Genomic DNA, 12,891 nt, shown 5'->3' on the forward strand with positions numbered 1-12,891 from the left:
ATAGCTAAAATACATTGACAGATACGCAAATGCGCACCACAATGCAATTACGTTGTAACCAATTGGCTCCTGATAGTACATGCACAGCACCACCATGTTGCAAACCAAATCCCCCATGTATGGCGCCGCGCCCGAGCGCTTGGTGCATGACAAACCTATCCCGCTTCGGCTCACCCAATCTGAACGGGATGAGGCCCTGCAAATGGCCGACGAAGACAGCCGCAGCGCTAGCAGTTTTGCGCTTCACGTGTACCGGCTGGGCCTTGTCGAGCACAAGCGCCGCCGAGCTGCCATGTCTGCCCACGCCTGAAAGCGCGCGCAGTGCCCCTCATTCAGATCATCCAGAAATCGCGCCGCATGGGCCTGTCAGCCATGCTCGCAGCCACCGCCCCAACGGCAGTAGCAACCCAGCGGCGTAGTGGCGATGCCTTTGACGCCATTCTGCTGGCGTTCCCGACCACGGATGCGAAGCCCGGTGCCGCTTCTGAGAACTACTTCACACCCGCGCCAGTTATCGAGGATCGTCACCCATGCGCATGATGTGCCCGCACTGCAAACAGAACGCCTACACGCGCCACAGTGGGCAACTGACCAACACCAGCCGCGAGACGATCTTCCAGTGCCGCAACTGGGAGTGCGGCCACGTGTTCTCTACGGTGACGGAAATCAATCGCACCATCTCCCCCAGCGCCACGCCTGATCCAACGGTGGTGCTTCCCATGTCCACGCACATCCAGCGCGCGTTGCTGCAGCAGCAGCTGCAGTCCATGCCATCGGCCGACTACCGGCCCCGTAATGCCGGCTTCATGACCGGCGACCTGTTCGGAGCGATGCCCGCCGCCGGGTAGCGCCCCCGCCCCCTCCCCTTTTTCACACGCCTGACGGTGCCCTTTTTAGGGCCCCGCGGGGATTCGTTCGCCTTGATTTTTTGGAATTGCCCATGTGTTTGATTGCCCTGCGCATATCTCTATTGGCCATCGCGCTGGTTGCCCTGGCGGTAGCCCTCAGTTCCCCGCCGCTGGTGTGGATAGCTGGCGCGTGGATGGTTATCAGCGTGGCGGCCATCGTGGCAGCACTCACGGGGATGGAGCCATGAACGCCCCAGCCTTTTTCCGCGTGACGCACATCGACGCGCAGCACTGCCGCCGCCGCATGCGCGTGCCGGCCGTCAACCGCGCCAGCGCCGTGGCCTGGGTGGTGCAGCTGTATGGCGACGGCTGGTATGTGGCGGCGGTGCGCGAGGGCAAAGGCTGCTGAGCATGTCGGACACCTCGCAATTTCACCCACTGCCATCGGCCGAAGCGCTGGGCCACTACACACGCTTGTTCGGCGTGGGCAATGGCTCGCTGCGCGACGAGTTCGTGAAGGCCGCCAGCAAAAAACAGTGGTCGGATGCCGAGTCGCGCGAGTGGGCGCGCTTGGCTGAAACGCACCGTATGGCGCTGATGCTGTTGGCCGGGGTGGACGGCGACCTGGGCGTGTTGGCGCAGCGCCACTGGCGCGAGCTGCCAGAGCCCGAGCGCATCGCCTTGAAGGCAGAGGCACGGTTTGCGCGGCGCGAGTTCTCGCGGCTGCATGCACTCACGGGGCGGTGGTGATGGCCAAACACCAATACCAAGACTGGGGCACTGTTGAGCGGTGGCAGGCCAACACACTGGCCGCCAAGCTCATGGCCACGTTGCCCAAACAATGGGCCGAGGGTGTAGCAGGGCTGCGGGCCAATGAGCCGGGCACGCCTGCATGGCAGCGCAACAGTGCATGGCTGGAGCGCCTGCACGCCTTCAAGGACGAGCACGGCGACGCGCTGCAGTGGAGCATGAGCGATTCGGACGTGTGCGAGCGCGCCACCGCTGTGGCCGAAGGCGTCACGCGGTTGATGGATCTGTGGCCTGAGCCGCTGACCGAGGCCGAGCAAAAGGCGCTTGTGTTGGCATCGTGCGCGCTGCTGGAAGTGGACCCGCCCGAGGCAGAGACGCGCAAGGGCGTGATTGGCAAGGGCCAGGATGCCGCGTTTTGGCGCAAGCGCCTGCGCCAGAAGGTGGCCCGGGTGCGCGAGCTGGGCGCCATCAAGCTGGGCGTGGTGAACCACCAGAACGGCGGCTACTGCAGCAATGCAGCGGTGGAGAACCGCCAGCAGCAGCTGGCCCGCGCCGCGGCCATGATGGACAACACGCTGGTACGCAATGAGGCCGGCCAGGTGTACCGGCTGGGCGAGCTGGCAAAGCTGGGTGTGTCCGACCGCGATGTGCGCCGCGGCGAGCTGATGGTGCGTATTCGCGGCTGCGAGGAATATGCCGATGCAGCGGGCCACGTGGGCCTGTTCTTCACGCAGACCCTGCCCAGCCGGTTTCACGCCATGCTGGCGCCGCCCAAGGGCTCGCGCCTGCCATCGCGCAAAAACCCGAAATATGACGGCTCCAGCCCACGCGAGGGGCAGGCCTGGTTGTGCAAGCGCTGGGCCGAGGCGCGCACGGCGCTGGACAAGGCCGGCATCCGGTTCTACGGCTTCCGGGTGGCAGAGCCGCACCACGATGGGTGCCCACATTGGCATTCGCTGTTCTGGTTTCAGTCGCGGGAAGAAGCGCGCCTTGCCTCCGTCATCATCCGCCAGCACTGGTTGAAGCCCGAGGCCGACGAGTTCCCCGAGGTGACGTGCAAGAAGACCCGCGCGCACCTGCAGACCCGCCAGCCCGGCGCCCGTAAAAACCGGGTCAACGTGAAGTGGCTCGATGCCGGCGGCGCTGCCGCGTACATCGCCAAATACGTGGCCAAGAACGTGGGCGGGTCGTACCAGATCAACCACCTTGACGGCCAGGGCGAGGGCCATGCACAGGGCCAGCTGTTCGACGTGAACTCGGGCGACGTGCCCGGCTATGTGCGTGTCGACGCCTGGGCTGCGACCTGGGGCATTCGGCAGTTTCAGCCCATCGGACAGCCCAGCGTGGTGGCCTGGCGCGAGATGCGCCGGGTTACTCACGATCAGGTGGAGCAAGCCCGCATCGAGGGCGACACCATCGCCTGGCGCATCTATGGCGCCGTGCACAAGGTGGGCTCCATCAAGGCCGACTGGCGCCGCTTCATGGAGCTGATGGGCGGCCCCTGCCGAAAGCGCGGAGAGTGGGCCATGTCGGTGGCGCACCGCGAAACCGAGACAAAGAACCGCTACGGCGAGACCGTCGAAAAGAAAGTGGCCGTGGGATTGCAGCTGCAGTCCGGCCGCTGGTTGATCTCGCGCCGCCAGGCATGGAACAGGGTCGCCGTTGGCACCCCGGACCCGGCTGCTCGCGCCGCGCAGGCGGCGCCTTGGACTTGTTTCAATAACTGTAGAGCGCGCCTGACCGGCGAACTCCGCAGAGCGTTTTTAGGCCGGGGCCGTCACGAAATCGAGGACTGGACCCCGCAGCCCGAACCCCAGCAGCCGCCAACCCGGCCCGCTGCGCCCCCTTCCCCCGAGTTTTTTCAACCCTGAACCACTGCAGGAGGTATGACCGTGCCCGCAAAACTGACCATGCCCACGCTGGGCGGCCTCACGAATCCCAAATTTCGCTACGTCGATAGGGATCACACCAACATCGCCGAGACGTTCAAACGCGCCCGCCGTGCCCTGGCCAGGGCACAGCAAGAGGCGCAGTCCGCGCAGCAGACGCTTGAGCTTGAGCCAGAGCGCGCCACCGTGGTGACGTTGCCCCAGCGTGCCGGCCGCCGCAGTGCATGACGCCCGAGGAACAAGCGCTATGGACTCCAGCAATCTGCCTGCACTGCACCCACGGGCACCCACTCGCCCAGCAGTTGCTGTGCCACTGCCCGGCGCTGGTGGCCGCGCACGGGGTGCAACCGGTGGGGGTGATGCGCTGCCGGGCCGACGCGTGCGCCCAAGCGCAGCACCGGTCCATACCGCTGCATTCGGTGCACTGACTGGCAATGGCGAGCCCGCAGGGATGAACCTGCAGGCCCTGGCCCAGCTGGTGCCACCGCTGCGCGGCTGCGCGCTGTGCGCACACGGCCTGGACCGTGACGGCGTGCGCCATTGCCACGCGCCGGCCGTGCGCCAGGTCTTCGGCGTGCAGCCGGTGGCCATTGCTCGCAGCCGCGTAGAGGCGTGCGGCCCTGGCGCTGCGCACATGCATATGCCGGCCTGGGGTGCCACGGCATGACAGCGCCCACCGCCGACGCGATGCGCGCCGCTCTGCAGTCCATGGCACGCCTGCCGGCCTGCCGCGAATGGCCCGCCGACTACGACGCCGTCATGGCCGACCCGGTGCGCAGGCGTCTGGTGCGGCTGCAGGCCACGTTCCTGACGCGCGTTGCTGCCGAGAAGGCGGCCGCCCGCTCGCCGCAGGCCTCGAAGCTGAACAAGCGCCCTCCCTGTTTTGACCACAAGCGCGCCGCCGCCGGCGACCGCGACGACTGATTCACATACCCCAAGGAAACCCATGAAACAACCCCTGATCGTTGCTCTCACCGGCAAGCCGTCGAGCGGCAAGAAGACCATCGCGTCGATGCTGGCCCCTAGCCAGGGCTTCGCGGCTTTGTCGTTCGCCGACGCCGTGCGGCGCGACGCTGCGCAGGCTTGGCGCCTGGACGTGCGCCTGCTATCTGACCCTGGCTTGCAGCACGTCCCTTTGAATTCGCTGGCCGCCGGCATGTGCAGCGACCCCGCGTTCATGCTGTGGCTGACCGATGGCGGCGAGCAGTTGCCGCCGCCGCGCTCGCCCGCATGGGTCATCCAGCGCTGGTCCGAGTTCCGCTGCCGGTTCATCCCTGATTTCTACTGCCGTCAGATTGAACGCCAGATCGGGCGGCTGGTGGGCTGTGGGTGGTCCCGCATCGTCGTGTACGACCTGGCCACTGCCGCGCAGCAAACCATGCTGCACCGCCTGGGCGCCAAGGTGGTGCGCGTGCACCGCATCGACATGGCCACCGCGCAAGCGCAGACCCTAGACGGCGTGCCTGGGCTCACGATCAAGTCGCACGCGGACATTGAAAACACCGGCTCGCTGGAAGGGCTGGCCGCTGCCGTTGTGGACTGCATGGAATTTCTTGAAGTGCTGGTGCTGACTCCCTACCAGCGACTGGTGACGGAGGCTGAGTAATGCTAGCCGTTCAAAAAGTCGTGCCGCTGCTGCGTCTGCCAAGCGTACTGCAGGCCACCGGGGTGGGTCGAACCACCTTGTACGAACGCATCAAGGATGGTTTGTTCACGCCCCCCATCAAGTTGGGTGCCCGGGCATCGGCCTGGCCGGCCAATGAGGTTCAGGCATGCAACGATGCAATCATCAAGGGGAGCGACACCGAAGAAATTAAGGTGCTGGTGGCTCGCCTAGTGCAGGGCCGAAGTTTGCTGAAGTAAGCAGCCTCGCCGAGGCGTGTCATTTTGAGCGATAGCGTGAATGGCAGCATTTAAGCCCGCTGCTAGCGCTTCTATGATGGCTCCTATCGGTCAGAAGCAGCCGGTGGATGCAGACGATGGCGGGCGCTACTCATTAGAGTTATGCAGCCTTTTTGCGGAGCGGCCATGCCCCTTGTCTAGCGTAATGCTGCAGCTGGTAGGAAGGGTTTAAAGGAGCTTGAACTAAAGCTTTGCTCCGCAATGGTGGCAAGCGCGCGTCTCGAAGATCGCTATAGTTTCTCCCGCTTCGCCGCCCGGCTCTTGAAACACGAGAGCACGCTTTCTGCAGGTAGAACATCGTAGAAGCAGGGCTCCAAATATGCTCACAAAAAGCCCAGTGAGACCAATCATGAACGACCAGATTGACCAACTAAAGAGGACCTCGTACTTGGCGAGGCTGAAGGCACTGATTGGCACTGCCACAGCGATTCCGACCAAGACCATTGCCAGGCTGCCAAGTGGAACGTAGCGCATGAATGCTAGCAATGCCTGTCGCATATTAAGGTCGAATTGCCTCATGTTTGAGTGATTGGCTAGCCGAGGGCCAGTCCGGTTAAAGGAGAGGTTATGGGTTCGAGTTTCACGGTAAAAATGCGGATGAATGAGGATACCTTGCGTGCCTCCATGTTGGCGGGCCAGTTATCCATCTGCGCGTGAAAAGTCCACTTTCTCAACACGGAAGAGTAATCGCGTGACCTCGAAGAACGTCAAGGTGGTCCGCCCAAAACTGCATCAGCGTGGTGCGCTGGGGCAGATACGTGGCGTGGTTGTACGCGGAGCTCACGCGGTCCCGCTCTTGGTGCGCCAGCTGCAGTTCGATGACGGCGTGATCCTGGCCAAGTTCATGCAGCACCGTCGAAGCGATGCCACGGAACCCATGGCCCGTCATTTCCCCCTTGTAGCCCATGCGGTACAGCGCAAACAGAATCGCGTTGTTGCTCATCGGCTTTTCATGATCGTGTCCACCCGGGAACAGCAGGGTATTGCCTGTTCCCACCCGCTGCAGGGCCTGCAGCACTGCCACCGCTTGGGTGGACAGTGGCACGATGTGTTCGGTTTTCATCTTCATGCGGCCGGCGGGTATGCGCCACTGTGACGCCGCCAGATTGAATTCCGACCATTCCGCCTTTATCAGCTCGCTGGTGCGCACGAACGTCAACGCCATCAGGTGAATGGCCAGGCGCGTGCGAACGTGCCCCCGGTAGTCGTCCACATCGCGCAGCAGCTGCGGCAGTTTCGCAACGTCCACCCGCGCATAGTTTTGCTCTCGGACCGGCGCCAGCACATCAGCCGGCTGAACATCGCCGCACGGGTTGTGCTCTGCCAGGCCGTGGCCTATGGCATACCGGAACACCTGCCCCGAAATCTGGATGGCCCGCCGCGCCAAGTCGTGCGCACCGCGCTGTTCCACCTTCTTTGCCATGGCCACGATTTGCGGGGCCTTGATGTTGAAGATTGGCAAGGCGCCAATCTGTGGGAACGCATCGAGCTCCATGCGGCGCAGCACTTGGTCGGCGTGCTTCTTCGACCGCGTGCGCGCCCAGCTCGCGTGCCACGACCTGGCCACGGTCTCGAAAGAGTTATCGGCGGCCACAGCGCTGGCCCGTTTTTGAGCCTGTCGCTTTGCCGAAGGGTCCGACCCGTCAAGCACCTGGCGCCGTGCATCGTCGCGGGCCTTGCGGGCCTGCAGTAGCGATACATCAGGGTAGACGCCCAGGCTTAGGCGCTTTTCCTTTCCTTCCATGCGGTACTTGAACCGCCACCATTTGCCGCCAGAGGGTGCGACTTCGAGGTAAAGGCCGTCCGCGTCGTACAGCTTGCGCGGCTTTTCAGCAGGTTTCGCCGCCTTGATGGCGGTGTCGGTGAGGGGCATGTGGGGCAACTCCGGGCAGTGGGGCAATTGCTGCCCCAAAAGTTGCCCCAAAGTATAGGCGGCTGTCCGCGGACGATGCCGGACGATGAAGAACGCGAAAAGCCGCGCCACAAAAGAGAAATCCGCCAGGTCCGTATCTCTACGAACACTGGCGGATGAGTAAATGGTCGGCGTGGCGGGATTCGAACTCGCGACCCCTTGCACCCCATGCAAGTGCGCTACCAGGCTGCGCTACACGCCGACAAGACTTAGATTATATGCAGAAAAATGCTAGGTCAGAGAAAGTAACGCACGAATCTCAAATAATTCTTTGCGCACCGCATTCGAGTCCAGCGAATAGCCCACCGCATCGATGGACAAGCTCTGCGCGCTGTCGATCAGCATGCTGGGCAGCTCGGTGCCGCCGTCCGCGGCATCGCCTTCTGCACCGGCCTCATCGCGGGCCGGATGCGCGAGTTCCTGCAGACGATTGCGGGCGCCACTGATGGTGAAGCCCTGGTCGTACAGCAGGTCCCGGATGCGGCGGATCATGAGCACTTCGTGGTGCTGGTAGTAGCGGCGGTTGCCGCGCCGCTTCATGGGCCGCAACTGCGTGAACTCCTGCTCCCAGTACCGCAGCACGTGGGGTTTTACGCCGCACAGCTCCGCGACCTCACCGATGGTGAAGTAGCGTTTAGCGGGTATGGAAGGAAGAGGTGTGCCCATCGAGAAAGCGTTTCAGACCAGGGAGCCGCGTAGCGTACTGCACTGACGCAAACACCGCCAGTGAACAGAAACATTCCGGTCACAAAACGGTACAAATTCACTCAGGGCGCCACAACCGCCGTCTGAATTTGCTCCTTGAGCTTGCTGCTGGCGTGAAACGTCACCACACGGCGCGCTTTGATGGGGATGGCCTCCCCGGTGCGCGGATTGCGGCCGGGGCGCGGTGCCTTGGTGCGGATCTGAAAGTTGCCGAAACCCGAGAGCTTGACGTCCTTGCCCTCGACCAGGCTTTGCGCGATCAGATCGAAGAACGCGTCGATCATGTCCTTGGACTCGCGCTTGTTCAGGCCGATCTGATCGAACAGCAGATCGGCCAGTTGCGCCTTGGTCAGTGCCGGTGTCTCCAGGCTTTCGACGGCGAATTCGATCATGGCATCACTCCCCTCTTGGGCAATTTCGTTGTCATCAAACACGCAGGCGCGCACCGGTGCGCTGCACCAGTTGGGCCACCACGGCCTGCATCGCGGCCTCGATTTCGGCCTCGGTCAGCGTGGCTTCGTCACGAGCCAACGTCAGGCGCACGGTAACGCTCTTCTCGCCCTGAGCAAGGCCACCAGCGGGTGATTCCTCGCCTTCGCGCAGCGGCTTGGGACGGTACACGTCATACAGCACCGCCGAGCGCAACATGCCACCTGGCAGAGCCTGCTGAACCGCCGAAATGATTTCGTCGTGCGTTACCCTTTCGGCGACCACCACGGCCTTGTCACGCTCGACCGCCTGGTGCTTGGCCACGGCCTTGAACTGAGGCACCACGCGCTGCAGCACGGCGCCGAGTTCGAGCTCGAACAGCACCGGGGCCAGCGGCAGGTCCCAGGACTGGCGCCACTGCGGGTGCAGCTCGCCCACAAAGCCGATGGCACGGCCGTCCACCAGCACGCGCGCGCAGCGGCCGGGGTGCATGGCCGGGTGCGTGGCGGGCTCGAAGCTGGCCTGCAGCGGGGCCAGCAAGGCCTCCACGTCGCCCTTCACATCGAAGAAGTCGATAGCCTGCTCCTTGCGCCCCCACTGCAGCGCATCGTTCGGGCCGTAGGCCAGGCCGGACACGCGCATGGGTTGGTCGAAGCCTTCGACGGTGGTGTCGGTGTTGCGCACCGTGGCGTCGCGCAGGAACACGCGGCCCAGCTCGAACACGCGCACGCGCTGGGCCTTGCGGTCCAGGTTGAATTTCAGCACTTGCAGCAGCGAACCGAGCAGCGTCGAGCGCATCACGCTCATCTGGCTGGCGATGGGGTTGAGCAGCTTGATGGGCTGCGCGTTCGCGGCCAGCTCGTGCTCCCAGCGCTCTTCGACAAAGCTGAAGTTGATGGTCTCCTGGTAACCCAGCCCGGCCAGCGAGCGGCGCACGGCAAACGGGCTGCGCGTGGCCTCGGCCGGCAGCTTGGGCGTGATGGGCGCCAGGGGCGGCGTGGTGGGCAGGTTGTTGTAGCCCACCATGCGCGCCACTTCTTCGATCAGGTCTTCTTCGATGGTGATGTCGAAGCGGTACGCGGGCGGCGTGACAGTGAGCGTGCCTTCGCCCTGCACCACCGGCAGGCCCAGGCGGGCCAGCACATCGGCGCACTGCGCCTGGGTCAGGGGCATTCCGATGACCTTGGAGGCACGCGCCACGCGCAGCGTGACGGGCTGGGGCACCGGCAGGTTTACGGACTGGTCGTCCATGGGGCCGCAGGCGGTCTCCGGCGTGCCGCAGATATCGATGACCAGCTGGGTGATGCGCTCGATGTGCTCGACCGTGAGGCTCGGGTCCACGCCGCGTTCGAAGCGGTGGCCGGCATCGGTGGAGAAGTTGAAGCGGCGCGAGCGCCCGGCCACGGCCTTGGGCCACCAGAAGGCGGCTTCGATATAGATGTGCTTCGTGTCGTCGGACACGGCGGTGGCGTCGCCGCCCATGATGCCGGCGAGCGACTCGACCTGCTGCTCGTCAGCGATCACGCCGACCTTGTCGTCCACGGTGATGGTGTTGCCGTTGAGCAGCTTGAGCTGCTCGCCCGGCTTGCCCCAGCGCACGTCCAGGTCGCCGTGAATCTTGTCCAGATCAAAAATGTGCGACGGCCGGCCCAGTTCGAACATCACGTAGTTGGAGATGTCGACCAGCGGCGACACGCCGCGCTGACCGCAGCGCGCCAGGCGGTCCAGCATCCACTGGGGCGTGGCGGCGCGCGTGTTCACGTTGCGCACGATGCGGCCGGAGAAGCGGCCGCACAGGTCGGGCGCGCTCACCTTGACGGCGAGCTTGTCGGACAGCTTTGCCGCCACCGCGGGGAACGAAGGCTGCTGCAACGGCACGCCGGTGAGGGCCGACACTTCGCGCGCAATGCCGTACACGCTGAGGCAGTGCGCCAGGTTGGGCGTGAGCTTGAGCGTGAACAGCGTGTCGTCCAGGTTCAGGTGGGTGCGGATGTCCTGGCCCACGGGTGCAGAGTCGTCGAGCTCGAGCAGACCGCCATGGTCTTCAGACAGCTTGAGCTCGCGGGCCGAGCACAGCATGCCCTGGCTCTCCACGCCGCGCAGCTTGCCGACCTTGATGAGGAACGGCTTGCCGTCGTCGCCGGGCGGCAGCTCTGCGCCCACCATGGCACACGGCACCTTGATGCCCACGCGGGCGTTGGGCGCGCCGCACACGATGTTGAGCAAGGCGCCCTGCCCCACATCCACCTGGCACACGCGCAGGCGGTCGGCATCAGGGTGTTGCACGGCTTCTTTGATTTCGCCCACCACAATCTTGGTGAAGGGCGGCGCCACGGGGCGCAGCTCTTCCACCTCGAGGCCGGCCATGGTCAGCGTCTCGGCCAGCTCGGCCGTCGAAAGGGGTGGGTTGCAGAACTCGCGCAACCAGGATTCAGGAAATTGCATAGTCGGACTCTTGTTCTAAAGGATCGGCGCGCTGCCGCCAGGCGTGCGCGCGTGCGTCGCTCAATCGACAGGCTTTACTGGAACTGCGACAGGAAGCGGATGTCGCCGTCAAAGAACAAGCGCAGGTCGTTCACGCCGTAGCGCAGCATGGTCAGGCGGTCGGGGCCCATGCCGAAGGCAAAGCCGATGTATTTTTCTGGGTCCAGGCCCATGTTGCGCACCACGTTCGGGTGCACCTGGCCGGAGCCGGCCACTTCCAGCCAGCGGCCGGCCAGCGGGCCGGTCTGGAACTGGATGTCGATCTCGGCGCTGGGCTCGGTGAAGGGGAAGAAGCTCGGGCGAAAGCGCAAGACCAGGTCGTCGCTTTCGAAGAACGTGCGGCAGAACGCCGTGAAGATGACCTTCAAATCCTTGAAGCTCACGTTTTCGCCGATCCACAGGCCTTCGCACTGGTGGAACATGGGCGAGTGCGTGGCGTCGCTGTCCACCCGGTAGGTGCGGCCCGGCGCGATGACGCGGATCTCTGGCATGGGCTGGCCAGCGTCCAGCAGCGCACGGTTCTTCTTCACATGCTGCACCGCGTGGCGGATCTGCATCGGGCTGGTGTGGGTGCGCAGCAGGTTGGGGGCGGTGTCAGTGCCGCCCTCCACGTAGAAAGTGTCGTGCATCGAACGCGCAGGATGGTCTTCCGGCGTGTTCAGTGCGGTGAAGTTGAACCAGTCGGTCTCGATCTCGGGGCCCTGGGCCACGTCGAACCCCATGGAGCCGAAGATGCCCTCGATGCGCTCGAGCGTGAGCGACACCGGGTGCAGCCCGCCCTGTCCGCGCTGGCGGCCCGGCAGGCTCACGTCCAGCGCTTCGGCCTTGAGCTGCACCTGCAGCTCGGCATCGGCCAGCGCCTGGCGCCGTGCCGTGAGAGCGGCTTCGATGGCCTGCTTGGCAACGTTGATGGCGGCGCCGCGGGATTTCTTTTCCTCGACGGACAGCTGCGCCATGCCCTTCATGAGCTCGGTCACGCGGCCCGACTTGCCCAGAAACTGCGCCTTGGCGTTTTCCAGATCAGCAGGGGTGGCGCTTTGGGCAAACAGTTGCGTCGCGCTTTCGACCAGGGAATCCAACTCGTTCATATCGACTCTTGAAAATGAACAAGGGCTAGCGCTCTTTCAAGCCCTAGCCCTTGCTGTTATTGCGCAGGCAGCTATCAAAAAGATAGCCGCCCATCGTGAACTCAAGCAGCCAGTTTGGCCTTGACTTGGCTTACGATGCTGCCAAAGGCAGCCTTGTCGTGCACTGCGAGGTCGGCCAGCATCTTGCGGTCGATCTCGATGGATGCCTTCTTCAGGCCGTTGGTGAACTGGCTGTAAGTCAGGCCCAGTTCGCGCGAAGCGGCGTTGATACGGGCGATCCACAGTTGGCGGAACACGCGCTTCTTGTTGCGGCGGTCACGGTAGGCATATTGCCCAGCCTTCATTACCGCCTGTTTGGCGATACGGTAGACATTACCGCGGCGACCACGGAAACCCTTAGCAAGGGCGAGAACTTTCTTGTGACGGGCACGGGCCGTTACACCACGTTTGACGCGAGGCATGTATGTACTCCTTGTTCGTCGTTAATTAAACGCCCATGCCGGGCAGCATTTGCGCGATGTGACCCATATTGGTCTCATGCACAGCAACTGAACCACGCAATTGGCGCTTGTTCTTGGTGGTCTTCTTGGTCAAGATGTGACGCTTGAAGGCTTGACCGCGCTTGACGGTGCCACCGGGACGAACGCGGAAACGTTTTTTCGCGCTGCTCTTGGTCTTCATTTTGGGCATGTGAATGCTCCTTTTTCGTTGTGCTCGTGAGGCGTTTGCAAACCGATCTGCAAACTTGTTGGCCCCGAGCCACTTTTTCAGCCGGCTTGCACCGGCTGTGCGGCAGCGCGTGAACACTGCCTATCGCCAGGCCTGCCCCTTGCGGAGCGGACCCGGCAAATTCTGTCTCTATCTCTATGTCTCTCTGTGCGGCA

General features: G+C 63.8%; 18 protein-coding genes and 1 tRNA gene. 11 read left to right on the plus strand and 8 right to left on the minus strand.

Annotated features, from left to right (window positions below; all coding sequences use genetic code 11):
* Window positions 1-79: 79 nt before the first annotated feature.
* The 11 genes from ASF16_RS21130 (at window position 80) to ASF16_RS21170 (ending at window position 5,350) form a co-directional block, all read left to right on the plus strand.
* Complete coding sequence (locus ASF16_RS21130; RefSeq protein WP_056171912.1) at window positions 80-310, plus strand: hypothetical protein; 231 nt, start codon at window positions 80-82, stop codon at window positions 308-310.
* 220 nt (window positions 311-530) lie between these two features.
* On the plus strand, window positions 531-848 hold the full coding sequence (locus tag ASF16_RS21135; protein ID WP_056171915.1) for an ogr/Delta-like zinc finger family protein: 318 nt from the start codon (window positions 531-533) through the stop codon (window positions 846-848).
* A gap of 92 nt (window positions 849-940) precedes the next feature.
* Window positions 941-1,096, plus strand: a complete 156-nt coding sequence (locus tag ASF16_RS26340) for a hypothetical protein (protein WP_156371502.1) — start codon at window positions 941-943, stop codon at window positions 1,094-1,096.
* Window positions 1,093-1,257, plus strand: coding sequence for a hypothetical protein (locus ASF16_RS26345; protein WP_156372174.1), 165 nt, complete (start codon window positions 1,093-1,095; stop codon window positions 1,255-1,257). The genes ASF16_RS26340 and ASF16_RS26345 overlap by 4 nt, the downstream gene beginning before the upstream one ends.
* A 2-nt stretch (window positions 1,258-1,259) precedes the next feature.
* A complete protein-coding gene (locus tag ASF16_RS21140; protein WP_056171916.1) occupies window positions 1,260-1,598 on the plus strand; it encodes a hypothetical protein in 339 nt (112 codons plus the stop codon).
* A complete protein-coding gene (locus ASF16_RS21145) occupies window positions 1,598-3,469 on the plus strand; it encodes a replication endonuclease (protein WP_056171918.1) in 1,872 nt (623 codons plus the stop codon). Before ASF16_RS21140 ends, ASF16_RS21145 begins: the two co-directional genes overlap by 1 nt.
* A 21-nt stretch (window positions 3,470-3,490) precedes the next feature.
* Entirely contained in the window at window positions 3,491-3,715 is a 225-nt protein-coding gene (locus ASF16_RS21150) for a hypothetical protein (protein WP_156372175.1), read from the plus strand.
* A 223-nt stretch (window positions 3,716-3,938) separates the two neighbouring features.
* Window positions 3,939-4,154, plus strand: coding sequence for a hypothetical protein (locus tag ASF16_RS21155; protein ID WP_056171922.1), 216 nt, complete (start codon window positions 3,939-3,941; stop codon window positions 4,152-4,154).
* Complete coding sequence (locus ASF16_RS21160; RefSeq protein WP_056171924.1) at window positions 4,151-4,411, plus strand: hypothetical protein; 261 nt, start codon at window positions 4,151-4,153, stop codon at window positions 4,409-4,411. Before ASF16_RS21155 ends, ASF16_RS21160 begins: the two co-directional genes overlap by 4 nt.
* Window positions 4,412-4,433: 22 nt before the next feature.
* Window positions 4,434-5,093 carry a hypothetical protein gene (locus ASF16_RS21165; protein WP_056171925.1) on the plus strand — a complete coding sequence of 220 codons (660 nt, stop codon included), beginning with the start codon at window positions 4,434-4,436 and terminating at the stop codon, window positions 5,091-5,093.
* Complete coding sequence (locus ASF16_RS21170) at window positions 5,093-5,350, plus strand: AlpA family transcriptional regulator (protein WP_200926951.1); 258 nt, start codon at window positions 5,093-5,095, stop codon at window positions 5,348-5,350. The genes ASF16_RS21165 and ASF16_RS21170 overlap by 1 nt, the downstream gene beginning before the upstream one ends.
* Before the next feature lie 709 nt (window positions 5,351-6,059).
* On the opposite strand, the gene ASF16_RS21180 is transcribed toward ASF16_RS21170, so the two are convergent.
* From ASF16_RS21180 to rpmI, 8 genes are all read right to left on the minus strand, one after another.
* Window positions 6,060-7,262, minus strand: a complete 1,203-nt coding sequence (locus tag ASF16_RS21180) for an integrase arm-type DNA-binding domain-containing protein (RefSeq protein WP_056171929.1) — start codon at window positions 7,260-7,262, stop codon at window positions 6,060-6,062.
* Window positions 7,263-7,426: 164 nt separating this feature from the next.
* Window positions 7,427-7,503, minus strand: a tRNA-Pro gene (locus ASF16_RS21185).
* Between the two features lie 29 nt (window positions 7,504-7,532).
* Complete coding sequence (locus ASF16_RS21190; protein ID WP_056171931.1) at window positions 7,533-7,967, minus strand: MerR family transcriptional regulator; 435 nt, start codon at window positions 7,965-7,967, stop codon at window positions 7,533-7,535.
* Between the two features lie 101 nt (window positions 7,968-8,068).
* Window positions 8,069-8,398: an integration host factor subunit alpha gene (locus tag ASF16_RS21195; protein WP_056172249.1), complete on the minus strand. Its 330-nt coding sequence runs from the start codon at window positions 8,396-8,398 to the stop codon at window positions 8,069-8,071.
* Between the two features lie 34 nt (window positions 8,399-8,432).
* Entirely contained in the window at window positions 8,433-10,880 is a 2,448-nt protein-coding gene (pheT, locus tag ASF16_RS21200; protein WP_056171933.1) for a phenylalanine--tRNA ligase subunit beta, read from the minus strand.
* A gap of 74 nt (window positions 10,881-10,954) precedes the next feature.
* Window positions 10,955-12,007 carry a phenylalanine--tRNA ligase subunit alpha gene (gene pheS / locus ASF16_RS21205; protein WP_056171934.1) on the minus strand — a complete coding sequence of 351 codons (1,053 nt, stop codon included), beginning with the start codon at window positions 12,005-12,007 and terminating at the stop codon, window positions 10,955-10,957.
* Between the two features lie 101 nt (window positions 12,008-12,108).
* The gene (gene rplT, locus ASF16_RS21210) at window positions 12,109-12,468 is read right to left on the minus strand and encodes a 50S ribosomal protein L20 (protein WP_056171937.1); all 360 of its coding nucleotides are present in this window, start codon (window positions 12,466-12,468) and stop codon (window positions 12,109-12,111) included.
* A 25-nt stretch (window positions 12,469-12,493) separates the two neighbouring features.
* Complete coding sequence (gene rpmI / locus ASF16_RS21215) at window positions 12,494-12,697, minus strand: 50S ribosomal protein L35 (protein ID WP_056171939.1); 204 nt, start codon at window positions 12,695-12,697, stop codon at window positions 12,494-12,496.
* Between the last annotated feature and the right edge of the window lie 194 nt (window positions 12,698-12,891).

The organism is Acidovorax sp. Leaf78 (assembly GCF_001422735.1).
In the GTDB taxonomy this organism is placed as follows: domain Bacteria; phylum Pseudomonadota; class Gammaproteobacteria; order Burkholderiales; family Burkholderiaceae_C; genus Acidovorax.

Bases quoted from the DNA above. Each gene is read 5' to 3' on its own strand.
- ASF16_RS21130 (WP_056171912.1), top strand. From the start codon at position 80: ATGCACAGCACCACCATGTTGCAAACCAAATCCCCCATGTATGGCGCC.
- ASF16_RS21135 (WP_056171915.1), top strand. From the start codon at position 531: ATGCGCATGATGTGCCCGCACTGCAAACAGAACGCCTACACGCGCCAC.
- ASF16_RS26340 (WP_156371502.1), top strand. From the start codon at position 941: ATGTGTTTGATTGCCCTGCGCATATCTCTATTGGCCATCGCGCTGGTT.
- ASF16_RS26345 (WP_156372174.1), top strand. From the start codon at position 1,093: ATGAACGCCCCAGCCTTTTTCCGCGTGACGCACATCGACGCGCAGCAC.
- ASF16_RS21140 (WP_056171916.1), top strand. From the start codon at position 1,260: ATGTCGGACACCTCGCAATTTCACCCACTGCCATCGGCCGAAGCGCTG.
- ASF16_RS21145 (WP_056171918.1), top strand. From the start codon at position 1,598: ATGGCCAAACACCAATACCAAGACTGGGGCACTGTTGAGCGGTGGCAG.
- ASF16_RS21155 (WP_056171922.1), top strand. From the start codon at position 3,939: ATGAACCTGCAGGCCCTGGCCCAGCTGGTGCCACCGCTGCGCGGCTGC.
- ASF16_RS21160 (WP_056171924.1), top strand. From the start codon at position 4,151: ATGACAGCGCCCACCGCCGACGCGATGCGCGCCGCTCTGCAGTCCATG.
- ASF16_RS21165 (WP_056171925.1), top strand. From the start codon at position 4,434: ATGAAACAACCCCTGATCGTTGCTCTCACCGGCAAGCCGTCGAGCGGC.
- ASF16_RS21170 (WP_200926951.1), top strand. From the start codon at position 5,093: ATGCTAGCCGTTCAAAAAGTCGTGCCGCTGCTGCGTCTGCCAAGCGTA.
- ASF16_RS21180 (WP_056171929.1), bottom strand. From the start codon at position 7,262: ATGCCCCTCACCGACACCGCCATCAAGGCGGCGAAACCTGCTGAAAAG.
- ASF16_RS21190 (WP_056171931.1), bottom strand. From the start codon at position 7,967: ATGGGCACACCTCTTCCTTCCATACCCGCTAAACGCTACTTCACCATC.
- ASF16_RS21195 (WP_056172249.1), bottom strand. From the start codon at position 8,398: ATGATCGAATTCGCCGTCGAAAGCCTGGAGACACCGGCACTGACCAAG.
- pheT (WP_056171933.1), bottom strand. From the start codon at position 10,880: ATGCAATTTCCTGAATCCTGGTTGCGCGAGTTCTGCAACCCACCCCTT.
- pheS (WP_056171934.1), bottom strand. From the start codon at position 12,007: ATGAACGAGTTGGATTCCCTGGTCGAAAGCGCGACGCAACTGTTTGCC.
- rplT (WP_056171937.1), bottom strand. From the start codon at position 12,468: ATGCCTCGCGTCAAACGTGGTGTAACGGCCCGTGCCCGTCACAAGAAA.
- rpmI (WP_056171939.1), bottom strand. From the start codon at position 12,697: ATGCCCAAAATGAAGACCAAGAGCAGCGCGAAAAAACGTTTCCGCGTT.